Raw genomic sequence first — 24,068 nt, 5'->3', positions numbered from 1 at the left:
TTTTAGGGAATTATATTATTTTAAAAGTGAATCAAAGTGATTAAAATTATCTAGCACCAAAAATACTGCTTCCTACTCTAATCATGGTGCTCCCTTTGTCAATTGCGAGTTTATAATCACCACTCATTCCTGAGGATAGTATGGTGAGATTTGCGCTTTCGCGAAAGCGTAAAAATAATCCTTCTAGCAACTCAAACTCTGCCGCAATTTGATCTTGGTTATCTGTAAAAGTTGCCATTCCCATCAGTCCTACCACATTTACATGGGGATAGTTTTCTAATGTGTTTTCTTCAAAAAGCTTCACGGCATCTTGAACATTCATACCAAATTTTGAATCTTCACGAGCAATTTTAATCTGAATGAGAATATCAATCACTCGGTCATTTGCCTCCGCCTGTTTGTTTACTTCTTTTATAAGTTTTAAACGATCTACAGCATGTATAAGGCTCACATATGGAGCCATAAATTTGACTTTGTTTGTTTGAACGTGGCCTATCATATGCCACTGTATATCTTTGGGCATTTCTTCCCACTTGTCTGTCATTTCTTGAATCTTATTCTCCCCAAAAATGCGTTGCCCAGTTTCATAAGCCTCCATAAGGTCTGAAACAGGTTTAGTTTTTGAAACAGCTACAAGAGTAACATGTGAAGGAATGTTTTCGCGAAAGCGTAAGATATTTTCTGCTATACTCATTAAAATTCGTAAATGGTTACGCCACTGCGTAGTTTAGGTTCAATATACGTACTTTTTGGTGGCATTTTTAATCCAGCGTCTGCTATTTCTTTTAACTCATTTATAGTGACTGGTAGCATACCAAAGCTTACCGCATATTCCTTATTGTCTATACGGTCTGTTAAGCTTGTAATATCGCGTCTGCCATCTACATATACTATGCGGTCATCATTTCTCAAGTCTATGATTCCTAAAATAGGTTTAAGTACAGTTTCATACAGTATGTGAGTATCTAGTCTGTCTAGTGGAGTATCAAAACTACGTAAGCTATGTCTCAAGTAAAGGCTGTAATACTCGCCATCCAGATACATGTTAAAGTGATGTTTCTTTGATGGTTTATAGGGAGTGGTGCCGCGATTCTCAATTCTAAACTTGCTGTCTAGCGCTATTAAAAATGCTTCTTTACTCAGGCCGTTAAGGTCCTTTATAAGTCTATTAAACTCATAAATGAGTAACTCTGATTCAGGTATGAGGAAACTCATAAATGAATGGTAGGTCTCTTGATTTTTTGTATGATTTTTAGAAAGTAGGGCAGAGGAAGAAGATCTATGGTGACCATCTGCAATGTAAAGGCTATCCATGCTGGCAAAAGCATGTTGCAGCTTTTCTATGGTCGCTGTGTCTGTTACTGGCCATAAGTGATGCGTATCACGATAGGTAGTTGTAAACTCATACTCGGCGCGATTGCTCATTACATTGTTGAGAATGCTCTTAATCTCATCAGAATTTTTATAGGTAAGTAATACAGCTTCTGCATTAAATCCCACCGTATCTAGATATTCTGTAAAAAGAGTCTCGCGATCTTCCAGCGTGTCTTCGTGCTTTTTTATAACGTCATTCTCATAGTCTTCTACAGAAGCGCTAGCGACAATACCACAAAAGGTATTTTTTTCTCTATCTACTATTCTATATACATAAAATGCAGGTTGCTCTTCCTTAACAAAGACACCATCATCTTTAAATTCTTGATAGCGATTGCGCACTAGTTCAAAACGTTGTTTCCCAGTGATTTCTTTTTGAAATTTATATCCAGGATTGATAATGTGCAAAAATGAGAATGGATTTTGTGCCATTCTGTGGTCGCGTCCTACTTGATCATAAAATTGGTAAGCACGCGTAGCAACCAGCCCTACTTTGTCTCTAGTAGGTCTTACCGCACGGAATGGGAGAATTTTTGCCATGTTATATGTACTTAAGGCGCAAAACAATGCGCCTTTATTGAGCTTTGAGTAGTGTGGAGATTATGAAGCAAACATTGCTGCGACTTTCTCTGCCTTGCGACTTTCTTTATAATCGTAAAAACCTTCACTAGACTTCACTCCTAATTTTCCAGCTCTTACCATGTTTACTAAAAGCGGACAAGGTGCATATTTTGGGTTTTTAAATCCGTCGTGCATTACTTCAAGAATAGAAAGACATACATCTAAACCTATAAAATCTGCAAGTTGTAATGGACCCATAGGGTGCGCCATTCCTAGTTTCATAACTGTGTCTATTTCATAAACACCAGCCACACCGTTGTATAATGTTTCTATAGCCTCATTAATCATAGGCATAAGGATGCGATTTGCTACAAATCCTGGGTAATCGTTAACCTCCACTGGTACTTTACCTAGCTTTTCTGAAAGTTCCATGATGGTCTTTGTAGTAAGGTCGCTTGTATTATAACCTCTTATGATTTCTACAAGTTTCATGATAGGCACGGGGTTCATAAAGTGCATTCCTATTACTTGGTCTGGACGTTCTGTAACAGCCGCAATCTGAGTAATTGAAATAGAAGATGTGTTTGTAGCAAGTATGCATGAGTCACTTGTAGCTGCATCTAGAGATTCAAAAATCTTTAGTTTTAAATCTACATTTTCGGTAGCAGCTTCCACTACGAGCTCAGCATTCTTAACACCTTCTGTAAGGTTTGTGTACGTAGTGATGTTGTCAAGAGTTTGCTGCTTTTCTATAGCGGTAATACGCTCTTTGGCAACCATTCTATCTAGGTTTTTTGAGATAGTACTAATCCCACGGTCTAGTGAATCTTGAGAGATATCTACTAGTTGAACTTGGTAACCACTTTGAGCAAAAGTGTGGGCAATACCGTTACCCATTGTTCCTGCTCCTATAACTGCTATGTTTTTCATAAATGAAGTGCTTTGTGTGCTCCCTTGTAAAAGAGATTGTGTGTTTGAATATGTGTTTTCTAAAAATCTGCAATAATCATTTTTGCTACTCGTAAAGCTTCGGTTCCAGCCTTCAATGATACGATTGGGGTGGTGTTTTCTTTTATTGCTTTCGCGAAAGCGTCTAGCTCATCAAGTATTGCGTTATTGCTAGGGACATCTGGATTGTCAAAATAAATTTGCTTCTTGATTCCTTCTGCATTCTGAAGAATCATCGCAAAATCATCTGGAGATTCTGGAGCATCTTTCATCTTTACAACCTCTACTTTTTTCTCAAGAAAATCTACCGAAATGTATGCGTCTTTCTGAAAGAAACGTGCTTTACGCATGTTTTTCATAGAGATACGACTCGCGGTAAGGTTTGCAACACATCCGTTTTCAAACTCAATACGAGCATTTGCGATATCTGGAGTTTCTGATATAACAGATACACCACTCGCATTCACACTTTTTACAGGACTATTTACAACACTTAGTATTGCATCAATGTCATGTATCATAAGGTCTAAAACCACAGGGACATCTGTTCCTCTTGGATTAAATTCTGCAAGTCTATGTGCCTCTATAAACATAGGGCTTTTAATGGAATCGCTCACAGACATAAATGCCGGATTGAAGCGTTCTACATGGCCTACTTGACCTAGAACATTGTGTTCTTTTGCAAGCGTGAGTAGTTTTTCTGCCTCCTCAACTGTGTTTGTTATTGGTTTCTCAATAAAGAGATGCTTTCCAGCTTTGATTACCTTTTCTGCACTTGCATAGTGAAAGGTGGTAGGAGTTACTACATCTACCATATCACAGGCGTTGATTAAATCTTCTTCGGTCTCAAAAGCAGTGTAACCAAATTCTTGAGAGATGGCATCTCTAACCTCTTTTGAGGTGTCGTAAAAACCTACAAGGTTGTAGTGTTCAGAAAGGTTAAGAAGTTTTAAGTGTATTTTTCCCAAGTGTCCAGCACCGAGTACGCCAGCTTTAAGCATAGTGTTTGATTTTTATACAAAAATAAGGTTTTAGATACTTTTTAATAGGATACAGCTTTCTACAAAGGAGATTTTTTTAGAATGGTTGTAAAATCTTACAGATAGGTATATTGATTTTCCAACTTTTCTTCTAATTTAGTAATCCATGAAAGACACTACTCGCCACCAAGGAAAACGCCGCCAACTTGTTCAAATATTGAGAGATAAGGGAATCACAAATGATCTCGTTCTCAATGCTATTGGGAAGATTCCGCGTCATTTTTTTATGGATAGTAGTTTTGAGCATCACGCATATCAAGACAAAGCGTTTCCTATTGCTGCAGATCAAACCATCTCACAACCATATACAGTTGCTTTTCAAAGTGAATTAATGGAGATTAAGAAAGGACATCAGGTCCTCGAGATAGGAACGGGAAGCGGCTACCAAACCGCCGTGCTTTGTGAGCTAGGAGCAAAAGTATATTCTATAGAACGCCAGCAAGAATTGTATAAGAAAACAAAGTTGTTTCTTACTAAGCTAGGTTATAGGCCTCGTTTTTTGAGTTTTGGCGATGGGTATAAAGGATTACCTTCTTATGCTCCGTTTGATAGTATTATAGTGACGGCTGGAGCTCCGTTTGTTCCAAAACCGCTACTCGCTCAACTTAAAATAGGAGGTAGGCTTATTATACCCGTAGGTGATGACCCACAAATCATGCAGCGCTACATACGAACCTCTGCCACTTCTTTTGAAAAAAAGGAATATGGAGAGTTTAGATTTGTGCCGTTGCTGGAGGATAAGAATTAGTGCGTCTATCAACTAAGTGATTTTTACATAACGTCACTAAAGAGTTATCTTTACAACTATGGAATTCTCTTCAAAACTTCTTGAAAATGCAGTCTATGAAATGTCTCAACTCCCAGGAGTAGGCAAGCGTACTGCATTACGATTAGTATTACATTTATTACGCCAGCCAGAGACGCAGACACACCACCTTACAGAAGCATTAAATACGATGCGCGATACTATTAAATTCTGTAAAAAGTGTCACAACATTTCAGATGTGGCATTATGTGAGATATGTTCAAATCCCAATAGAGATGAAAGTATAGTTTGCGTGGTAGAAGACGTAAGGGATGTAATGGCGATAGAAAATACGAGTCAGTATCGTGGTTTGTACCATGTGCTGGGAGGTAAAATCAGTCCGCTGGACGGTATAGGGCCTCAAGATTTAAATATCTTTTCGCTCATAGATAGAGCAAAAAGCGGAGTGGTGAAAGAGGTGATTTTTGCACTAAGTTCTACTATGGAAGGAGATACTACAAACTTCTATATTTATAGACAGCTAGAAGCTTACGATATAGCAACCTCTACTATTGCTAGAGGTATTGCCGTAGGTGACGAGCTAGAATATGCAGATGAGGTAACGCTAGGTAGAAGTATTTTACATCGCATACCATTTGAGAATTCTTTAAAGAATTAAATTAATATATTGTGCTTTGTTAAAAATGTAACACAATAGGCAGTATATATAGTGTTACCAGAAATAATAAACTCTTTTAAGCTTTTTGCAACTCTCCATAATCATTGTAAGTTATAATGTGATGCACAACCTAGAGTTATGTCTAGACAGTGTGCAAGATGCAATAGCTTTTACAGATGCAGAGATTATAGTGGTAGATAACGCTTCTATAGATGGCAGTGTTCAAATGGTGAAGGATAAGTTTCCTGCCGTAAAGATTGTTGCCAATAAGAAAAACGCTGGTTTTTCGTCTGCAAATAATCAAGGGGTTGCTTTAGCAAAAGGAGCTCATATCTGTATTCTCAATCCGGATACAGTGGTTCCATCGAGTGTATTTGAGACTTTACTAAAAATAACTACCCAAGAACAATATACCGGAGCGCAAGGAGTACGTCTTGTAAATGGTAGAGGGGCTTATTTACCAGAAAGTAAGCGCAATGTCCCTACCCTCAGAGTTGCATTAAGTAAGATGATGGGTTATGGATCCTCTTATTATGCCACTCATATAGCGAGTGATGCTAGGGGTGAAGTAGCTATTCTAGTGGGTGCATTTATGTTTTTGTCTCGTAATCTTTATGAGGAAGTGGGAGGCTTTGATGAGCGCTATTTTATGTTCGGAGAAGATATAGACTTGTCTTACACCATTACAAAGGCCGGCTATAGCAATCACTATATAGGCGATGAGACGATATTGCATTTTAAAGGAGAAAGCACTGTAAGGGATGAGCACTATAGAAAGTGTTTTTATGGAGCAATGCAATTGTTTTATGAAAATCATTTTAATAATAATGTATTCAAAGGTTTTCTTGTGAATACTGGTGTAAACTTGGCTAAGTTCAAAGCTGCATTTTTTAAAAAGTATTTACAGTCTCACCTGGTTGATGGCGAGAGTATCGTAAAAGAATATGTGCTGCTTACAGATAATACATTTTTGAGTGACGCTTTCGCGAAAGCGGTAACAAAACCTGTAAAAGTTATCAGTGATATGTGTGTTCCTAAGGAAGGGCAAGAGCTTGTTTTTGATGCGGCATATGTGGCGTATAGTGACATAATTAAGGAAATTATAACATATCGAGGTAGTGGTGCTACCTATAAAATCATTCCTAAAAATGGTACTTTTGCAATAGGCAGTAATAGTAGTCTAGGGAAGGGCGATGTGATTGAGTTTAATAGAGATTAATAGCTTATAATCACTATTGGATTGATTTAATTACTATTTTTGCAAAAACGAGTATTAAAAACAGCTACATTTTACGAATATGGCAAGATTTGAATTAAAGCTACCAAAAATGGGAGAAAGTGTTGCAGAAGCAACGCTTACAACTTGGTTAAAAGAAGTAGGAGATACTATAGAGGCAGATGAGCCTGTACTAGAGATCGCTACAGATAAGGTAGATAGTGAAGTTCCTAGTGAAGTAGACGGTATTTTAATAGAAAAACTGTTTGAGGTAGATGATGTTGTTGAGGTAGGGCAGACTATTGCTATTATAGAAACCGAAGGTGAAGGGGGCGGAGACGCTACGCCAGCGCCAGTTCAAAAAGAAACTAAAGAAGAAGAGGTTGCAGTTGCTGCAGTCGCTCAAACTGTTACTGCTGCAAAAGACGCAGTAGCTACTCCTGTAAGTTCTGGAGACCGTTTTTACTCACCACTGGTGCGTAACATGGCTAAGGAAGAAGGTATTGATCAAGCAGAGCTTGATGCAATCGCAGGTACGGGTAAAGATGGTAGAGTGACTAAGGATGATATGGTAACTTATCTTTCTACACGTGGCGCAGCTCCGGCTAAGCCAGCTGCACAAAAACAAGCTCCTGCTGCTAAGGCTGCTCCAGCAGTAAAAGCTACACCAGTAAGTGTAAATGGTGAAGATGAGATCATAGAAATGACACGTATGGGCAAGCTCATATCGCATCACATGGTAGCATCTGTACAAACAAGTGCGCACGTTCAATCATTTATTGAGGCAGATGTAACAAACATCTGGAACTGGAGAAAGAAACACAAGGATAGCTTTAAGGCAAAAGAAGGTCAGAATTTAACCTTTACTCCTATATTTATGGAGGCTGTAGCAAAAGCTATACGTGATTTCCCTATGATTAACATTGCCGTAGATGGTGATAAGATCATAAAACGTAAAAATATAAACCTAGGTATGGCAGCAGCTTTACCAGACGGTAACCTTATAGTACCTGTAATAAAAAATGCAGACCAGCTTAATCTTGTAGGGATGGCAAAGTCTGTTAATGATCTTGCGGGACGTGCTAGAGATGGAAAATTAAAACCAGATGATACCGCTGGAGGAACGTATACGGTAACAAATGTAGGGACCTTTGGATCTATCATGGGAACTCCTATTATCAATCAGCCGCAAGTTGCAATTCTTGCGCTAGGAGCAATACGCAAAGTACCAGCAGTGATAGAAACTCCAGACGGAGATTTTATCGGGATACGCATGAAAATGTACCTTTCACACTCTTATGACCACCGTGTGGTAAATGGAGCACTGGGCGGACAGTTTGTAAAACGTGTTGCTGAGTATCTGGAAGGATTTGATGTAAATCGCGAAGTATAAGTAAAGCGATTAAATTTATATAAGCCAAAGGCGCAACGTGAGTTGCGCCTTTCTTGTTCTATGGAGTTATTAATATCTGAATCGTCAGGATCAGCTCTTTTTTAATCCTTTCCAGTCGTACTCACGTATGAAGTTTTTAATATCTACAATGCTCCAGTGCTTTCTTCCTTCAAACATTACTACTGGTAAATCTATAATTCCTCCTTTGTAGCTTGAGTTTTTGAGATGATCAAACATAAAGTCATTCACCTTGTTGTTAGTGCTTACATCCAGCACACGGTATTTGTAATGATTTTTATTTAAAAAATCTGTGAGCAACTTACATTTCTCGCAATCTGGCTCTGTAAATACAGTGAGTTCATCGTCCTTTAGGGGTCTTATATTTACAAACTCTTCTCTGTCTGCTCCTTTTCTGGTTGAGATGTCTTGCAATTCGTTCTCATAAGTAAAAATCTTAGTGTAGGTGGGCTCCACTCCTTTGAGAGGGATAAGCGTAATCATGAGGACTTTTGAGTTAGGAGGAAGTTTTTTTATCACAGGCCTATCTGCGCTTCTTCTAAAGCCTTCACCTTGCACGATTAAAAATGCCTCTTGCTCCTCGTCTGTATTGTTTTGAGCATAAAGTAGCCATCTTTTTGGTTGTTTATCTTCTATCAATTCTACAGGAGGCGTGTTGTTTTGTTGCGCTTTCGCGAAAAATTGAAACCCTGACACCAAGGCTATAAAAAGTAATAGTTGTAATCTATTCATCTGTTTTAGGAAGTTTTAAATTCTTAGTTAGTGAGTAATCCGATTCGAAAAATCGAATGTACGTTGGCTGAATTTTAGGCGATTTACTTCGAGGTGACTTCTTGAAGAATCGTGCCTTTGTATTATTTAAATCAATCGTAAATTGATCGTTTATATCATCTTTGGTGGTTGTAAAAAAAACGACTTTACCATCAAGTCTCCAGTTGCCGCGTGCCCACCAGTGCTCTTCTTCTTGACCTTTGAGTTGTCTAAAATTGTGATACTCAAATCTACCATTTGGAGATAGGGTAAGTGACCTTGTAAATTTTGTACTAGTATTAAATTTTGATGATACTGATGAGGTTTCAAATCCTTTACTATAAACTCCAGAGACATCATCTGTGGTAAATGCTGAGGTTTGTGCATTTCCCATTTTCGCGAAAGCGAAAATTAAAAAGGGCAACAGTAAAAATTTGTTTTTCATAACTATCTTAAAATCAAAAGACGTACCAAGATACAGAATCTACCATTTTTAATGAAAGAGGGAGTTAATTTTGTAGATTGAAACAAGTATTTTTGTGCCATGCAATTAAAAATTACAAGACCGATTTGCTTTTTTGACCTTGAGACTACTGGAATTAACGTAGCCAAAGATAGAATCGTAGAGATTTCTATTTTAAAGGTATTTCCAGATGGAAGGGAAGAAGAGTTTACAGAACGTATAAATCCTACAGTGCCTATTCCTGCGGTAACAACTGCGGTGCATGGAATAAGTGATGCAGATGTGGCAGACAAGCCTACATTTGCTGCTCGTGCAAAGGATGTTTATGATATTATAAAGGATGCAGATCTTGCGGGATTTAATTCTAATAGATTTGATATCCCATTACTAGTAGAAGAACTACTGCGCTCTGGGATTGATTTTGATATGAAAAATCGTAATGCCATTGATGTGCAAAATATTTTTCACAAGATGGAGCAACGCACACTTGTTGCAGCTTATAAATTTTATTGCGGTAAAGACCTTACTAATGCGCACAGCGCCTCTGCCGATACATGGGCGACCTATGAGGTGTTGAAGTCACAGCTTGACAGATATGATGAGCTAGAGAATGATATGAAATTCTTAGGAGACTTTAGTACGCGTAAAAAACAAGCAGATTTTGCTGGTTTCATAGGCTACGATAAGGATGATGTAGAGATTTTTACCTTTGGAAAACATAAAGGTAAAAAAGTAGAAGAGGTGCTAGATAATGAGCCAGGATATTTTGGCTGGATTCAAAATGCAGATTTCCCTCTTTACACTAAGAAAGTGCTTACGGCTATAAAACTGCGTAAACTTAACACTAAAGCATAGCTTATGAAACTTATATGTATAGGTCGTAATTATGCAAAGCATATTGCAGAGCTAGATAATGAGCGTCCAGAACATCCAGTGGTGTTTTTAAAGCCAGATTCTTCTATTTTATTAAGTAAACATCCATTTGTGATACCGCCATTTTCTAATGATGTGCATCATGAGGTGGAAATTCTTGTAAAAATTAAGAAAATAGGGAAGTATATAGATCAGAAATATGCTAGTACCTATTATGATGAGATAGGTCTAGGTATTGACTTTACAGCTCGTGACTTACAAGCACAACTTAAAGAAAAAGGATTGCCATGGGAAAAAGCAAAGGGCTTTGACGGTGCTGCCGTAATAAGTTCAAAGTGGTTACCTGTGTCAGACTTTGACACTGTAGATGATATTTCTTTTCGTCTAAAGAATAATGACGTTACAGTTCAAGAAGGATCTACTAGTGAAATGCTATGGAAAATTGATGCTTTGATAAGTTATGTGTCTCAGTATTTTACACTTAAGATAGGAGATGTTATATTTACGGGAACGCCTGCGGGAGTTGCACGAGTACAAGAGAATGATAAATTAAAAGGGTATATAGGAGAAACAGAGATGTTCTCTATAAACGTAAAATAAGACATGTTGAGACATTATAATCTAGAAAAAGTAAGAGAGATCGCTGGTGGTGATGAGGATTTTGTAGGCATTATCGTGGCAACGTTCTTACAAGAAATTCCGCCAGATTTAGAGTCTATGCAAAGTGCTATTGCAAATAATAACCACAAGATGGCATATCAATTTGCACATAAAATGAAACCTAATCTCGATATGTTTGGTATTGATTTATTAGGTCAAATTAAAGCAATGGAGAAGTGGAGTGATAGTAATAAGCCTACGTCTGCAATACAGTCTAAGCTAGATGATATAACCTCTACCTTAGGTACTGTGATTGCTGAGCTTCAAGAAGATTTTTAAATGAAAGCAGAAATTATAACGATAGGTGATGAGATTCTCATAGGCCAGATTGTAGATACTAATAGTGCTTACATATCATCTGCCCTCAATAAAATAGGAGTTTCTATATATCAGATTACTTCTATTCAAGATGATGAAAGTCATATACTAGAAGCCTTTGCAGCTGCACAATCTAGAGCAGATCTTGTGATTATTACAGGCGGTTTAGGTCCTACTAAAGATGATATTACAAAGCATACCATATGTAAGTACTTTAATGATGAGCTAGTGTTCAATCAAGGAGTACTAGATCATGTAGCGCATCTCTTTAAGGAGTATATTAAAAAGCCAATGCTTGATGCAAATAAAACGCAAGCTATGGTGCCTAGTAAGGCAGAAGTGCTAGTAAACGAATTTGGTACTGCTCCAGGAATGTGGATTGAGAATGATAACACTATCTTTGTCTCAATGCCGGGTGTTCCTTATGAGATGAAGGGGCTTATGGAGAACGAAGTGCTGCCACGTTTACAAAAGCAGTTTAAACTTCCTTATATACTACACAAAACGTTTTTAACTTACGGAATGGGCGAAAGTGCCATCGCCGAAAGGATAGAGCGCTTTGAGAATGAACTTCCTGCCGAAATTAAACTAGCTTATCTTCCTTCATTAGGTAGAGTACGTTTACGTTTATCTACTTCAGGTCTTTACAAAGAGGTGGTTGAGGTTGCTATGCAAGAACAAGCAGATAAGCTTTTACCATTTATAGACGACATTTTTGTTGGATATGAAAGCGATGGAGAATTTGAGCAAGTTGTAGCAGGCCTATTTGTTGAAAAAGGTAAAACACTTGCAATAGCGGAGAGTTGTACTGGAGGGCAAATGGTAGAGCGATTTACGGCACACAGCGGTGCTTCGCAATTTTTAAAGGGGAGTCTAGTTACTTATGCTACACAGTCTAAGGTTGATATTTTAGGCGTAGATCCAGGAGTAATTAAAGAGCATTCTGTCGTAAGTGCACAAGTGGCAGAGCAAATGGCTGTAAATGCTAGAAAGCTTTATAAATCAGATATAGGTATTTCTACTACCGGTAACGCAGGGCCTTTAAAAGGAGATAGTGATGCAGAGGTGGGAACGGTTTATATAGGGATTGCTACAGAGAACGGTGTTACAGCGCATCATTTTATGATGGGCAATCACAGAGAGCGAGTAATAGGTAAGGCTGTAAATAAAGCCTTAGAGTTACTTAAAGAAGAATTACTCTCTAAGTAAATATTATTTTAAGATTACGCTTTCGCGAAAAAGTGCCATTTCAGTGCTTGCGCGAGACGAAATAAAGAGTAAAATTAAAGAAAAGTGAAAATCACTTGAAGAAACAGGAAAAAAACTACGAATAAGTTTTGTTGTGAGATATAAAATTACGTATTTTTGCAGCCTGTTTTGAAATAACTATTTAAAGTTTTAGGAATGTCTAGAGTTTGTGAGCTTACAGGTAAGAAAGCGATGGTCGGAAATAATGTTTCCCACGCGATGAATAAGACGAAGCGTAAATTTAACGTGAATCTTATGAAAAAACGTTTTTACCTTCCAGCAGAAGATAAGTGGATCACGTTGAAAGTATCAACGTCTGCGTTAAAGAATATCAATAAGAAAGGAATCGATGCGGTTGTTAAAGAGGCACGCGCAAACGGGTTCTTAACTAAATAATCCCATAAAGAAACACCGAGATGGCAAAGAAAGGGAATAGAGTACAGGTAATCTTAGAGTGCACTGAGCACAAAGCGACTGGTCAACCAGGTACGTCAAGATATATCACGACTAAAAATAAAAAGAACACTCCTGATCGTATGGAGTTGAAGAAATTCAACAACGTATTGAAGAAGATGACTGTTCATAAAGAAATCAAATAAGTTATGGCAAAGAAATCAGTAGCATCTTTACAGACAGGATCAAAGCGTTTAACTAAAGCGATAAAAATGGTAAAGTCTCCAAAATCTGGAGCTTATACATTTGTGGAAGCAGTAATGGCTCCAGACCAAGTAAGCGATTTCTTAGCTAAGAAATAAGTTATACTATACAATATTTAAAAACCCGCTTCTTTATAGAAGCGGGTTTTTTGTTGTTCAAAATGTTTGATTAAGAAATATGCTTTGTTAATAGTACGAGCTTGCTGTGGTTACCTAAGAGGCAAAGTATGGCTCTTTTTGTAGCATAAAAGCGTTATCTACGCGGTGAATGAATAGATTTACTTAATAAATAGTCTGTAAAAGCAAAAACCCTCTATTTAGAGGGTTTTGTGTTGACTTAAGATACTGTTGGGCTATATTAAAGAAGCTTCCATTCTACGCGATCTCCTACCTCAATAACCCACTCTTCAGATAGGCCGCCATTAATCTTTAAAACTAGCTGAGAAGGTACTTGTGATGGTAAGAATGTCTTATCATCCAAAGGTGTAGTGTTTTCAGAAAAACTTACAATCTCATTACTAGCATTGATGTGTATAAGGTCTAGAGGAAACCTAATATCTGTCATATAATATCCTCTTAATTCTTCTTGTGGGTATAGAAAAAGAACTCCTTGGTGCGACTTAAGTCTATCTCTATTCTTGAGATCTACTTCCTGCTCGTACGCTGTGTCTGCTACTTCTATATCTATAGTGCGTATTACTTGTCCAGAAGCTTTTATGAGTGTCAGCTCTCCCTCTTTATTAAAAGCTGGTTTTTCGATAGATATAATACTATCAGTATTTGTGTTTTCTTTACAACTCACTCCGGCAATTAGAAGTGAGAAAAGCGAAATATAAGCAGCGTTACGAAGCTTCATAAGATGTTTTTTTAGTAAATGATGTTATTACAAAGTATAGGCCTATAATTATAAAAGGTATACTCAATACCTGACCTGTGTTTAGATTAAAAATCCAATCTTCACGATTCTCTACCTGTTCACGTTTAAAGTTTTCTACTATAAAACGTACGCCCATGAGCAGTAATAGGAATAGACCGAATAAGAACCCTGACTTCTTGCGAGCATCTGTCTTCCAATACAGAATAAATAAGATTAGGAATACAAATACATAGCCAAAAGCCTCCATGAGCTGTCCAGGATATCTAAAGGGAATGGTGCTTATAATGTCTGCAAATTGAGGGTCGCTTGTAAGTGCTTGGTACGCTTGTGCTGGATTTGGGATATTAGTAAGCGATACCGCTCGGCGTTCAGAAATTTCGTCTTGAACAAATTGAATTCCTAAGTTGCTATCTGTAACTTTTCCTACCATTTCTGAGTTCAAAAAGTTACCTATACGCACAAACACAGCACCCGACGCACAGGTAATTACTACCCGATCTAAAATCCATAAAACCGATTTATGCAATACCTTCTTATTGTACAGGTATAATCCAAAAATAGTAGCAATCGCAGCTCCGTGACTTGCAAGGCCTCTAAACCCAGTAAACTCAAATTCTGGAACAAACCTAAAAGGTAACAATACAGACAGCGGATCTTCCCAAAGTAATTCAGTTTGATAAAAGAATACGTGACCTAGTCGTGCTCCTAAAAGAATAGAGACTACGGCATAAATAAATAGACTGTCTAATTTTTCAATAGCAACTCCTTCACGGATAAACATCTTCTTCATCAGGTAAAAACCTAATGAGAATGCAACTACAAACATTAAACTATAAAAATGGATGGTAATAAAGCCTAGGTCAAGTCCTGATATTGGATTCCATGTAAATTTTAATGCAAGCATATATTGGGATTGTTAGCTACTCAGATCATTAGTTAGTGTTTCCACAGTAGATCGAGTGTGTTGTTTATTTTCAATAAGCAATTTAAAACCTTAATAGCAGATACTAAAAGTCTTTATGTATTATTTAATTCTTCTTTTTCGGGAACTGGGTCATATCCTTGACCGCCCCATGGGTGGCAAGAAAATATTCTTTTGATAGATAACCAGCCTCCAGTGATAAGTCCGTGTCTTTCTAGTGCCGTTTTTGTGTAACTTGAGCAAGTAGGGCTATAGCGACACGAGCTTGGCGTCCATGAAGAGATGAATTTTTGATAAAACCAGATGATTCCTAAAAATGGAGCAATGGCTATTTTCTTGATAGAAACCATTAGTTTACCGAAAAGCTTGTACCTTCTCGACTATCCTTCAGTTGTATTCCTAGTTCAATAAGTTCATCGCGTATTTTGTCACTTAAGGCAAAATCTTTGTTTTCTCTAGCTTCTTTGCGCAGCTTTATTAGTAGTTCAACGGTTCCATTGAGTTTTGAATCGTCCGCTTTCGCGAAAGCGTTATTATCCTCAAGTCCTAAAACGTCAAAAACAAAAGCTTCAAGAGTTTCTAGTAGAAGTTTCAAATCTTCGGCTGTGATTGTTGCCTTGCCATCTTTTATTAAATGGATTTGCTTGACAGCTTCAAAAAGTTGTGCTATGAGAATAGGTGTATTAAAATCATCATTCATGGCATTGTAGCAAGATTGCTTCCATGCTGTCACATCAAAGCTACTTTCCTTAGAAACCGTAAGATTTTTAGCTACTTTAAGTGCTTCCATAAGTCTATGAAACCCTTTCTCACTAGCAAGTAAAGCGTCATTAGAAAAATCCATGATGCTACGATAGCTTGTTTGAAGTATAAAGAATCTCGCAACACTAGGAGCAAATCCTTTAGAGAGATGCTCGCTATCTCCAGAAAATATCTCCCCAGGATTAATACTGTTCCCGGTACTTTTGGCCATTTTCTGTCCGTTGAGAGTGAGCATATTTGCGTGAAGCCAGTAGCGCACGGGTTCGGTACCTAGGGCTGCCTCGTTTTGTGCAATCTCACATTCATGGTGAGGGAACTTTAAATCCATACCTCCACCGTGTATGTCAAACTGGTCTCCTAAGTATTTTGTACTCATAGCAGTACATTCTAAGTGCCATCCTGGAAAACCATCTCCCCAAGGACTAGGCCAGCGCATGATGTGCTGTGGTTCTGCTTTTTTCCAGAGTGCAAAGTCTTGAGGGTTCTCTTTTTCATCTTGTGCGTTGAGAGTTCTAGTATTTGCAATCATATCTTCTAGCTTGCGGCCAGAAAGTTTACCGTACTCATGGTCTTTATTAAACTTGACAACATCAAAATATACAGAGCCATTTTTTTCATAAGCATAACCATTATCTATGATTTTCTTAATGATTTCCATTTGCTCGATAATATGACCTGTAGCTGTAGGTTCAATACTAGGAGGTAAGAAGTTGAATTTATTGAGAATATCATGAAAGTCTAGTGTGTATTTCTGCACAACTTCCATAGGTTCGATTTTTTCTAATCTTGCCTTTTTTGCAATCTTATCTTCTCCTTGATCTGCATCATCTGTAAGGTGACCAGCATCTGTGATGTTACGCACATAACGCACTTTATATCCAAGGTGCTTGAGATATCTAAAAATCATATCAAAGCTCATAAAAGTACGTACGTTACCTAAGTGTACATTGCTATATACGGTAGGACCACAAACGTACATGCCTACATATCCTTCAAGAAGGGGTTTAAAAAGTTCCTTTTTTCCCGAAAGGGAATTGTAAACTGTAAGTTCTTGATCTTGGTATAATGGCATTTTATGTGCTATTTATGTGTGTGTGACGAAGGTAAATATCTTAATTGTAAAACTCAAAAAGCGGTAACTAAAAAGAAACCGCTTTTTTATAAGTATTGATAAGCAAGTTGTAGCTTCTTAAAAATCTGTATCTAGCTTGATGTAGTCTAAAAACTCTCTGCGTGTAGCAGCGTCTTTAAATTTACCACCAAACTCGCTAGTAACTGTGCTGCTCTCGATGTCTCTTATTCCTCTACTATTTACACAGAGATGCTTTGCATCGATAACGCAGGCTACATCTTCTGTTCCCATTGCTCGTTGTAATTCTTGTACAATCTGCATAGTGAGGCGCTCTTGAACTTGAGGACGCTTTGCATAATAATCTACAATGCGATTCATTTTACTAAGACCTACAACAGTTCCGTTAGAAATGTAAGCCACGTGTGCACGACCTACAATAGGTAGTAAGTGATGCTCACAGGTAGAGTACACTGTAATATTTTTTTCTACAAGCATCTCTCCATACTTGTAGTTATTATCAAAAACTGAAACCTTAGGTTTATTATCTGGATGTAAACCTGAGAAGATCTCGTTTACAAACATTTTTGCCACACGCTTAGGAGTGCCTTTAAGGCTATCATCAGTCATATCAAGACCTAGTGTTTGCATAATATGTGCAACATCTTCTTGAATGCTCGCCATTTTATCTGCGTTACTCATCTCAAAAGCATCATCACGCAATGGTGTAATAGCACTTGTAGCAACGTGATTATCGCCTATTTCTTCGTTGAGAAGACTAGCGTCGTCTACTTGTATTCCTCTATCTAAATCTGTTTTCATAGTAATCTGCAATCCTTTTAATGGAATTTATTACGCTTTCGCGAAAGCATAATAAGCACCTTTTTAATCTTTGTCGTAATGATTTTTTAAGGCTTGCAAAGGTACATAATAAACTACATTATTTTATGCGGTTTAATGTGCTAAGTACTTGGTCACGGTAGCTACGGCTGATAGGAATTGCTTTATTATTAATATTAATATGTTCGTTTGTAAAACTTTCAATATTACTTATTGCAACCACAAATGATCTGTGGGTTCTCAAAAATAGGGTAGCGGGTAGTTTTTCTAGAGTGGCAAGTAGGGTTTCTCTAGTGACGATAACGTCATTTGTGGTGTGTATCTTCAAGTAATCACCTATACTCTCTATGTATAGTATATGGTCGAAGTCTACTTTTATCATTTTACGGTCAGAACGAAAAAAGGTAAAGGTCTCTTGATTGGTCCTTTCAATTTTTGGACTTGCTTCCTTATAAAATTTTTGTAGAGCTTTCATTAATCGCTCAAGAGATATAGGTTTGAGTAGGTAATCTACCGCTTGTAAATCAAAGCCTTCTACGGCATATTCTCGATAAGCAGTAGTAAATATTATTTTTGTAGTTCCTTGGATTGCCTTGGCAAACATAAGTCCGGTAACCTCTGGCATATTTATATCTAGAAAGACGAGATCAACATCATGCTTACTTAGCGCGCTGAAGCCTTCGGTTGCATTTTTGCAAACAGCAACTACATTCACTTGAGTTATTTTAGAAAGGTGATTTTCTAAAATCTCACGAGCCATGGGCTCGTCATCTATAATAATTGCTTGATAAGTTTCCATTAGTTTATGTTTATAATTAGCTCAAGGTAATACCATCCTTTTGAAGTGTGGGTGTTAAGAGCATAAGCGTTTGGATATAAGGTTTCTAACCTTTTAATACTATTTTGCATTCCTAGTCCGTGATTTTCCTTTGGAGAGGAATCTTCTTTGATTGTATTTTTTATAGAAAAATGTAGCTGTTTGTCACTGACTTCAAGAGATATTTTAATGTGTAATATACTGTCATGCGGACTGCCATGTTTAAACGCATTTTCAATGAATGCAATAAATAACATTGGCGGGACTTGTATATCGCTATCTATCTTTTTTGAGAATGAAACTTTTAATGTGTCTCTAAAGCGCACTTGTTCCAGTCCTATGTAAGATGATATGTAAAGCACCTCCTCAGAGATTGCAACAGTTTTTTTCTCAATTTGATTAAGAGTATAGTCGAGCAGATTAGACAATTTTAAAATTAAGTCAGGAGTATCTTTAGACTCCGTTAGTGCAGCTCCATAAATGGTGTTGAGTGTGTTAAATAGAAAATGAGGGTGTATTTGCTCTTTTAGGTAATAAAGTTCTTTCTCTTTAAGGGTGAGTTGGCCTTCTAGAAGTTTCTTTTCTAACGCTGTATTGCGATTAATAGCTTTGTAGTTGTATCGCAGTACTTGTACAAGTGATACTAATCCAGTAATTATATAAACAAGTATGAATACAAATAGAAAATTACGGGTGAGTAATGGCATTTGCTTCATATCATAATTAGATAAAAATATGAAGTTGATAAAAGTGATAATGATAATAAGAAATAGCGAACCAACTATGGTGTAGAGTAGGTAGGTACTAAATAATAGATATCGCTTTTCAAGCAAGAATCTTGGAATTAAATAGTAAGCAATAATATAAGTGACGGTAATCGTTATTGGCAAAAGACTCGTTGCAAAGTATAATACAAATTCTTCATTTGCTGCTGCATAGCTAAAAAAGTAAATGTAAAATAGCCATACGACTATCCACAGTATAATATGTAATGGTATAAGCGCAAGATTTTTAAGCTTGAATTCATGCATTTTCCAAAGATGAGAAAAATATAAGAACGATTTGATTTTTTGAGGTGAACGACGAGATTCATCATGGGAATAACATTTTCACCAAGCTAGTAACCACTTAAAAGGCTTATTAAGTTATAATGTGTGTTATAATGGAAGCTGGTCGAGTATATTAATGAGCGTTGTAATTCAGTTATATATTTGTCTCGTAAACGTTTACGAATAACTTGCCCAGCATGTTATTTCAACCATTTAATATCAAATAGTATTTTTAACCATTAACACTACAAATTATGTCACAATTAATTGACCGCATGAATGAAGGAGGACCATTATTTATGTACCCTATTCTAATAGTAATTATTGCAATTATCGTCTTACTTGTAATTTCTCTTATGGGTAAAAGAGCCAAGAGGCCAACCTCTGAAATTATAGGTCATCTCAGTCTATTTGCAATGATGTGGGGCTTTCTCGGTTCTACCTTGGGCTTAATCACAGCTTTTGATGCTATAGAAGGAAGCGGTAATATATCGCAACCCATGATGGCAGGCGGACTTAAAGTAGCATTGCTTTGTACGCTATTTGGTCTCTTTACCTTTGTGATTGGTAGGTTGTCTATGTTGGTGCTTACTGTAAAAGCACAACAAGAAGAGCGAACTAAAGTATAATTTAGAAAGTACCTGATATCCCGGCACGACCTAGACCTACATTAAAATTCCAAGTGATTTTATTCTTTTTAGTTCCGTCGGGATAGACGTTACTTTTGTTCATATAGTTATCTATAGAATCTACAATAACGATACTTAATGCTGCACTAAGTGCAACATCGGTAAGCCAGTGCGCTCCTCCCCAAAGTCTTTGCAAAGGTGCAATTGAGCCTAAGGCGTACACGCCCACTTTTACCCACGTGTTATCAAATTGCTTTGCAATTGCATGCGCCATCGTAACAGATAATATAGTGTGCCCAGAAGGGAATGATCTAAAACCTGGCATACCACTATAAGGGTTAAATGCAAATTTACCTTCGCCGTTTTTAGGTCTACTTCTACCTACTGAGGCTTTGAGAAGAGTTTGTAAAAGCCCAGCCGTCACTGCAGATGATGTCATTAAAGCTCCTGCTCTGCGTACCTTTTGATTCTTAGTAAATAACCCAAATAAATAAGTTCCAGCCGTCAGTCCATAGATCACCTGCGGACTACCGCCTCGTTCTCCAGCCTCGTCTAGTACTCCTGGTAAGTCATCACTTCTTTTTGTGAAAAAACTGTTCACATCATCATCTACAAAATAGAGTAATGCGGTTCCTCCAGCAATCGTACCAGCTACAATCCAGTCATCCTTTTTCCATCGTAGTGGTCCTGTATAAGCGTGACCTATACCTTTGAGCATTACCTTAGTGTCGTACACTGCAAGTTTTAAAATACTCAAGGTGTCTTGAGTTTGAGAAGGGATAGGGGTTTGTGCTTTGCAAAAAATAGAAAGGAAACAAACGAGTATGATGGTAAAGGTCGTTTTCAAGAGGATGATAATTTAGTGTGTGAGATTGACTAGAAAACTCACGCTATGGTTGGTTTAATGGTAAACTAGGTAAATAGTTTTTTCTTGCGTAGCTCAAAGTTTTGACCTAAATATACTTTACGTACCATCTCATCTGCTGCAAGTTCTTCTGGTTCTCCATGTTTAAGGATACTTCCTTCAAACATTAAGTAAGTACGATCTGTAATGGCAAGTGTTTCTTGGACATTATGATCGGTAATAAGTATTCCTATATTTTTATCTTTAAGCTGTGCTACGATGCGCTGTATATCTTCTACTGCAACAGGATCCACACCTGCAAAAGGCTCGTCCAGTAATATAAATGAGGGAGAGGTCGCTAGTGCTCTTGCAATTTCTGTACGGCGTCGTTCACCTCCAGAAAGTAAATCGCCACGACTTTTACGTATATGTCCTAAGCTAAATTCTTCTATGAGTTCCTCCATTTTATGAAGTTGCTCTTTCTTTGAAAGCTTTGTGAGTTGTAGTACACTTAATATATTATCCTCAATGCTTAGTTTTCTAAAAACAGAAGCCTCTTGCGCGAGGTAACCTATCCCATTCTGGGCGCGTTTGTACATCGGGTACTTTGTGATGTCCTGCTGTTCTAGGTAGATATTACCACCATTAGGCTTTACAAGACCTACTATCATATAGAAGGAAGTAGTTTTTCCAGCTCCGTTAGGGCCTAATAATCCTACTATTTCTCCTTGATTTACCTCTACAGAAATACCTTTAACCACCTGTCGGCCTTTATAGGATTTCATTAAATTTTCAGCGCGTAGTTTCATAATAGGTAAATATACAAATTGTTTAATCCTCTGTTCTAGTCTTATTATAACGTGTAAAAGTAAAAGCCATTATAAGACCAAAAAATAAACCTTGAAATAAATTACCAAACCAGCTTATCTCTTGTTTACTAAAATATTCAAAAGCATTGAGTACAAGACTGTGTGTAACGAAGAAGGTTGTAAAATATTTTAAAAATCTCATCGTTACACACAGCTTACATTATTTACCTGCTTTTCTCTCGTCTAGTGCTTCCCAAAATTCATAAGCACGGCGCAGGTGAGGTATTACAATAGTACCACCCACTAGGGTTCCTATTCCTAATGTTTCCATTACTTCTTCTTTTGTTACGCCTTCATCGTGACAGCTTTCCAAGTGATATTTTATACAATCATCACATCTTAGAACGGTGGAGGCTACAAGACCTAAAAGCTCTTTAGTCTTTTTGTTTAATGCACCTTCAGAAAAGGCATTGGTGTCTAGATTGAAAATACGCTTGACGATTTTATTATTATCGGCAAGAATTTTATCGTTCATTGTAGAACGGTAACTATTAAAGTCGTCTATTATATTGCTCATAATTGCGGGGAGTAGTGGTTATTACGCTTTCGCGAAAGCGTTAAAAATGAATATTAGTTAAGTGATGTTATGCAAGTCCTTCCTTCTTGAGTCGGCGTTTTTCTCTTCTGATAACACCTCTAGAAATAAAAATACTTACTTCATATAATATAATGATAGGTACGGCAACGATTACTTGCGTTGAAATATCTGGAGGCGTTATAATTGCCGCCAAAATTAATACAATAACTAATGCATACTTGCGATTCTTTTTAAGGAATTCTGGAGTGACAAGCCCTATTTTGGTAAGGAAGTACATAATGATAGGTAGTTCAAATATTAATCCAGATGCTAGCACTGAAGCCCTTACAAGACCTATAAATGAGTCGATATCAAATTCATTTTGAACTGCATCAGATATCTTAAAAGTTGCTAGGAAATTAATAGATAATGGTGCTACCACAAAGTATCCAAATGCTGCTCCTAGAAAGAAAAGAAAAGAGGCAACTACAATAAAGCCTTTACTAGATTTACGCTCATTTTCATAGAGTCCTGGAGATATAAATTTCCAAAATTCATACAATATATAAGGAAAACCTATTACAACTCCTGCCATGATGGAAGTCCATATAGCTGCGCTAAACTGGCCAGCTACTTTTCTACTCTGGATGATAAAATCCATGTCTCCATCTGCAATACATCCTTTTTCTGCTCCAAAAAATTGAGAGATTTTACAGAGTATGTCATAAGAAACGAAGTCTGGATTTTGAGGTCCAAAAACAATTTCAAAAAGCGTTCCTTTAAATATAAAAGCAACTGTAGCTATGATAATTACAGCAAGCGTAGCTCTTATTAAGTGCCATCTTAATTCTTCCAAGTGATCAAGGAAGGACATCTCATCTGGATGTTTTTTTACTTTTTTTGCCATTATGCGATTCCTTCTTTTATAAGATCGTGTATGTGCACCACGCCAGCATAGTTTCCGTCTTTTTCAACTAGTAACTGGGTGATGTTATGTGCTTCTAAAATTTCTTTTGCATCAATCGCCATGGCATCATGACGTACTGTTTTTGGTGTAGCACTCATGATTGCAGCAGCGGTAAGACCGTCAAGTGAATCATTTTTTGAGAGCATGCGACGCAAGTCGCCGTCTGTTATAATTCCTTGGATAACTCCGTTGAGCACAACGGCGGTTACACCAAGCATTTTATTAGTAATCTCAATGATTACCTCCTTGATACTTGCATCTGGAGTTACTTGTGGGTTTTCGTGAGTCGAGCAAATATCATTAACGGTAAGGTATAGTCTCTTGCCTAGTGCACCACCGGGGTGGTATCGTGCAAAGTCACTTTCTGTAAATCCTCTCAAATCTAGCAAGGCAACTGCTACAGCATCACCTAGCACTAGTTGTACAGTTGTGCTTGTAGTAGGTGCGAGATTGTTAGGGCATGCTTCCTCTTCTGTATTAGCATGTAAAATATAGTCTGCTTCTTTACCTAAAAAAGAATCTCTATTTGCAGTAATTGCAATCAGCGTGTTCTCCGTCTTTTTAATAAGAGGCACTAGAACCTTGATTTCTGGAGTGTTTCCGCTTTTTGAGATGCAGATAACGATGTCATCTATTAATATGCTTCCTAAATCTCCATGAATAGCATCTGCTGCATGCATAAATAATGCAGGAGTTCCTGTGCTATTTAAGGTTGCCACGATTTTTTGAGCAATAATTGCGCTCTTGCCTATGCCAGTAATGACCACTCTGCCCTTAGATTTATAGATGGCTTGTACTGCTTGTGCAAATTCTTCGTCTATTAATGAACTGAGATTTGCAATCGCAGTTTGCTCAATATGAATGGTTTTCTGTGCGCTAGCAATGATTTGCTGGAAGTTGTTCAAAACTGGGTTTTGTTATGATTTGTTTAACGTGCGGAAATTACTATCTTTAGAAAACACAA

General features: G+C 37.3%; 31 protein-coding genes. 12 read left to right on the top strand and 19 right to left on the bottom strand.

Annotated elements, in window-relative coordinates; genetic code table 11:
• Positions 1-46: 46 nt before the first annotated feature.
• Genes ACJJVU_RS13655 through ACJJVU_RS13640 form a run of 4 tightly spaced genes read right to left on the bottom strand, consistent with a single transcriptional unit; the run spans position 47 to position 3,884 of the window.
• Positions 47-694, bottom strand: coding sequence for a YggS family pyridoxal phosphate-dependent enzyme (locus ACJJVU_RS13655; RefSeq protein WP_405226490.1), 648 nt, complete (start codon positions 692-694; stop codon positions 47-49).
• Positions 694-1,914 carry a DUF1015 domain-containing protein gene (locus tag ACJJVU_RS13650; protein ID WP_298326423.1) on the bottom strand — a complete coding sequence of 407 codons (1,221 nt, stop codon included), beginning with the start codon at positions 1,912-1,914 and terminating at the stop codon, positions 694-696. The genes ACJJVU_RS13655 and ACJJVU_RS13650 overlap by 1 nt, the downstream gene beginning before the upstream one ends.
• A 60-nt stretch (positions 1,915-1,974) precedes the next feature.
• Positions 1,975-2,865: a 3-hydroxyacyl-CoA dehydrogenase family protein gene (locus tag ACJJVU_RS13645; RefSeq protein ID WP_405226486.1), complete on the bottom strand. Its 891-nt coding sequence runs from the start codon at positions 2,863-2,865 to the stop codon at positions 1,975-1,977.
• A 59-nt stretch (positions 2,866-2,924) separates the two neighbouring features.
• The gene (locus ACJJVU_RS13640; RefSeq protein ID WP_298326419.1) at positions 2,925-3,884 is read right to left on the bottom strand and encodes a Gfo/Idh/MocA family protein; all 960 of its coding nucleotides are present in this window, start codon (positions 3,882-3,884) and stop codon (positions 2,925-2,927) included.
• Between the two features lie 145 nt (positions 3,885-4,029).
• Here ACJJVU_RS13640 and ACJJVU_RS13635 point away from each other — a divergent pair, with 145 nt between their 5' ends.
• The 4 genes from ACJJVU_RS13635 (at position 4,030) to ACJJVU_RS13620 (ending at position 7,956) form a co-directional block, all read left to right on the top strand.
• Positions 4,030-4,671 carry a protein-L-isoaspartate(D-aspartate) O-methyltransferase gene (locus ACJJVU_RS13635; protein WP_108878144.1) on the top strand — a complete coding sequence of 214 codons (642 nt, stop codon included), beginning with the start codon at positions 4,030-4,032 and terminating at the stop codon, positions 4,669-4,671.
• 58 nt (positions 4,672-4,729) lie between these two features.
• On the top strand, positions 4,730-5,347 hold the full coding sequence (recR, locus tag ACJJVU_RS13630; protein WP_013749900.1) for a recombination mediator RecR: 618 nt from the start codon (positions 4,730-4,732) through the stop codon (positions 5,345-5,347).
• 85 nt (positions 5,348-5,432) lie between these two features.
• A complete protein-coding gene (locus ACJJVU_RS13625; protein WP_405226480.1) occupies positions 5,433-6,566 on the top strand; it encodes a glycosyltransferase family 2 protein in 1,134 nt (377 codons plus the stop codon).
• Between the two features lie 79 nt (positions 6,567-6,645).
• Positions 6,646-7,956 (top strand): dihydrolipoamide acetyltransferase family protein, encoded by a 1,311-nt coding sequence (locus ACJJVU_RS13620; RefSeq protein WP_405226478.1) that lies wholly within the window; start codon positions 6,646-6,648, stop codon positions 7,954-7,956.
• Positions 7,957-8,046: 90 nt separating this feature from the next.
• Here ACJJVU_RS13620 and ACJJVU_RS13615 read toward each other — a convergent pair whose 3' ends face one another.
• Entirely contained in the window at positions 8,047-8,706 is a 660-nt protein-coding gene (locus ACJJVU_RS13615; protein ID WP_405226475.1) for a hypothetical protein, read from the bottom strand.
• On the bottom strand, positions 8,699-9,169 hold the full coding sequence (locus ACJJVU_RS13610; protein WP_405226472.1) for a hypothetical protein: 471 nt from the start codon (positions 9,167-9,169) through the stop codon (positions 8,699-8,701). Before ACJJVU_RS13610 ends, ACJJVU_RS13615 begins: the two co-directional genes overlap by 8 nt.
• Before the next feature lie 99 nt (positions 9,170-9,268).
• Here ACJJVU_RS13610 and ACJJVU_RS13605 point away from each other — a divergent pair, with 99 nt between their 5' ends.
• From ACJJVU_RS13605 to ACJJVU_RS13575, 7 genes are all read left to right on the top strand, one after another.
• Positions 9,269-10,042 (top strand): 3'-5' exonuclease, encoded by a 774-nt coding sequence (locus ACJJVU_RS13605; RefSeq protein WP_298326399.1) that lies wholly within the window; start codon positions 9,269-9,271, stop codon positions 10,040-10,042.
• Positions 10,043-10,045: 3 nt separating this feature from the next.
• Entirely contained in the window at positions 10,046-10,660 is a 615-nt protein-coding gene (locus tag ACJJVU_RS13600) for a fumarylacetoacetate hydrolase family protein (protein ID WP_405226469.1), read from the top strand.
• A 3-nt stretch (positions 10,661-10,663) separates the two neighbouring features.
• Positions 10,664-10,999: an Hpt domain-containing protein gene (locus ACJJVU_RS13595; protein WP_298326393.1), complete on the top strand. Its 336-nt coding sequence runs from the start codon at positions 10,664-10,666 to the stop codon at positions 10,997-10,999.
• Positions 11,000-12,247 carry a competence/damage-inducible protein A gene (locus ACJJVU_RS13590; protein WP_405226466.1) on the top strand — a complete coding sequence of 416 codons (1,248 nt, stop codon included), beginning with the start codon at positions 11,000-11,002 and terminating at the stop codon, positions 12,245-12,247.
• A gap of 195 nt (positions 12,248-12,442) precedes the next feature.
• Positions 12,443-12,682 (top strand): 50S ribosomal protein L28, encoded by a 240-nt coding sequence (gene rpmB, locus ACJJVU_RS13585; protein WP_013749891.1) that lies wholly within the window; start codon positions 12,443-12,445, stop codon positions 12,680-12,682.
• A gap of 20 nt (positions 12,683-12,702) precedes the next feature.
• Entirely contained in the window at positions 12,703-12,885 is a 183-nt protein-coding gene (rpmG, locus tag ACJJVU_RS13580) for a 50S ribosomal protein L33 (protein ID WP_013749890.1), read from the top strand.
• A 3-nt stretch (positions 12,886-12,888) separates the two neighbouring features.
• Positions 12,889-13,041: a DUF4295 domain-containing protein gene (locus ACJJVU_RS13575; RefSeq protein ID WP_013749889.1), complete on the top strand. Its 153-nt coding sequence runs from the start codon at positions 12,889-12,891 to the stop codon at positions 13,039-13,041.
• A gap of 259 nt (positions 13,042-13,300) precedes the next feature.
• On the opposite strand, the gene ACJJVU_RS13570 is transcribed toward ACJJVU_RS13575, so the two are convergent.
• The 7 genes from ACJJVU_RS13570 to ACJJVU_RS13540 all read right to left on the bottom strand — a co-directional run bounded on the left by ACJJVU_RS13570 (position 13,301) and on the right by ACJJVU_RS13540 (position 19,260).
• Complete coding sequence (locus tag ACJJVU_RS13570; protein ID WP_108878154.1) at positions 13,301-13,798, bottom strand: DUF192 domain-containing protein; 498 nt, start codon at positions 13,796-13,798, stop codon at positions 13,301-13,303.
• Complete coding sequence (gene lgt, locus ACJJVU_RS13565) at positions 13,785-14,723, bottom strand: prolipoprotein diacylglyceryl transferase (RefSeq protein ID WP_339847821.1); 939 nt, start codon at positions 14,721-14,723, stop codon at positions 13,785-13,787. Before lgt ends, ACJJVU_RS13570 begins: the two co-directional genes overlap by 14 nt.
• Positions 14,724-14,836: 113 nt before the next feature.
• Complete coding sequence (yidD, locus tag ACJJVU_RS13560) at positions 14,837-15,091, bottom strand: membrane protein insertion efficiency factor YidD (RefSeq protein ID WP_204161770.1); 255 nt, start codon at positions 15,089-15,091, stop codon at positions 14,837-14,839.
• On the bottom strand, positions 15,091-16,575 hold the full coding sequence (gene cysS, locus ACJJVU_RS13555) for a cysteine--tRNA ligase (RefSeq protein WP_108878156.1): 1,485 nt from the start codon (positions 16,573-16,575) through the stop codon (positions 15,091-15,093). Before cysS ends, yidD begins: the two co-directional genes overlap by 1 nt.
• A 117-nt stretch (positions 16,576-16,692) precedes the next feature.
• A complete protein-coding gene (gene folE / locus ACJJVU_RS13550) occupies positions 16,693-17,394 on the bottom strand; it encodes a GTP cyclohydrolase I FolE (RefSeq protein ID WP_298326372.1) in 702 nt (233 codons plus the stop codon).
• Between the two features lie 118 nt (positions 17,395-17,512).
• On the bottom strand, positions 17,513-18,211 hold the full coding sequence (locus tag ACJJVU_RS13545) for a LytR/AlgR family response regulator transcription factor (protein ID WP_405226459.1): 699 nt from the start codon (positions 18,209-18,211) through the stop codon (positions 17,513-17,515).
• Positions 18,211-19,260, bottom strand: coding sequence for a sensor histidine kinase (locus ACJJVU_RS13540; RefSeq protein WP_405226456.1), 1,050 nt, complete (start codon positions 19,258-19,260; stop codon positions 18,211-18,213). The genes ACJJVU_RS13545 and ACJJVU_RS13540 overlap by 1 nt, the downstream gene beginning before the upstream one ends.
• A 272-nt stretch (positions 19,261-19,532) precedes the next feature.
• On the opposite strand from ACJJVU_RS13540, the gene ACJJVU_RS13535 reads away from it, so the two are divergent.
• A complete protein-coding gene (locus tag ACJJVU_RS13535) occupies positions 19,533-19,907 on the top strand; it encodes a MotA/TolQ/ExbB proton channel family protein (protein WP_405226453.1) in 375 nt (124 codons plus the stop codon).
• Between the two features lies 1 nt (position 19,908).
• On the opposite strand, the gene ACJJVU_RS13530 is transcribed toward ACJJVU_RS13535, so the two are convergent.
• From ACJJVU_RS13530 to ACJJVU_RS13505, 6 genes are all read right to left on the bottom strand, one after another.
• Positions 19,909-20,754: a phosphatase PAP2 family protein gene (locus tag ACJJVU_RS13530; RefSeq protein ID WP_298326357.1), complete on the bottom strand. Its 846-nt coding sequence runs from the start codon at positions 20,752-20,754 to the stop codon at positions 19,909-19,911.
• Positions 20,755-20,819: 65 nt separating this feature from the next.
• On the bottom strand, positions 20,820-21,560 hold the full coding sequence (lptB, locus tag ACJJVU_RS13525) for an LPS export ABC transporter ATP-binding protein (protein WP_035334263.1): 741 nt from the start codon (positions 21,558-21,560) through the stop codon (positions 20,820-20,822).
• Between the two features lie 22 nt (positions 21,561-21,582).
• On the bottom strand, positions 21,583-21,762 hold the full coding sequence (locus tag ACJJVU_RS13520; RefSeq protein ID WP_405226448.1) for a hypothetical protein: 180 nt from the start codon (positions 21,760-21,762) through the stop codon (positions 21,583-21,585).
• Between the two features lie 18 nt (positions 21,763-21,780).
• Positions 21,781-22,137, bottom strand: coding sequence for a carboxymuconolactone decarboxylase family protein (locus ACJJVU_RS13515; RefSeq protein ID WP_298326347.1), 357 nt, complete (start codon positions 22,135-22,137; stop codon positions 21,781-21,783).
• A gap of 67 nt (positions 22,138-22,204) precedes the next feature.
• Positions 22,205-23,044, bottom strand: coding sequence for a twin-arginine translocase subunit TatC (tatC, locus tag ACJJVU_RS13510; protein WP_405226445.1), 840 nt, complete (start codon positions 23,042-23,044; stop codon positions 22,205-22,207).
• Positions 23,044-24,009, bottom strand: coding sequence for an SIS domain-containing protein (locus tag ACJJVU_RS13505; protein WP_298326341.1), 966 nt, complete (start codon positions 24,007-24,009; stop codon positions 23,044-23,046). Before ACJJVU_RS13505 ends, tatC begins: the two co-directional genes overlap by 1 nt.
• Between the last annotated feature and the right edge of the window lie 59 nt (positions 24,010-24,068).

Origin of the sequence: Dokdonia sp. Asnod1-B02, assembly GCF_045063955.1 — a bacterium.
GTDB lineage: Bacteria > Bacteroidota > Bacteroidia > Flavobacteriales > Flavobacteriaceae > Dokdonia.
This window is presented reverse-complemented; position numbering and strand designations above follow the sequence as displayed.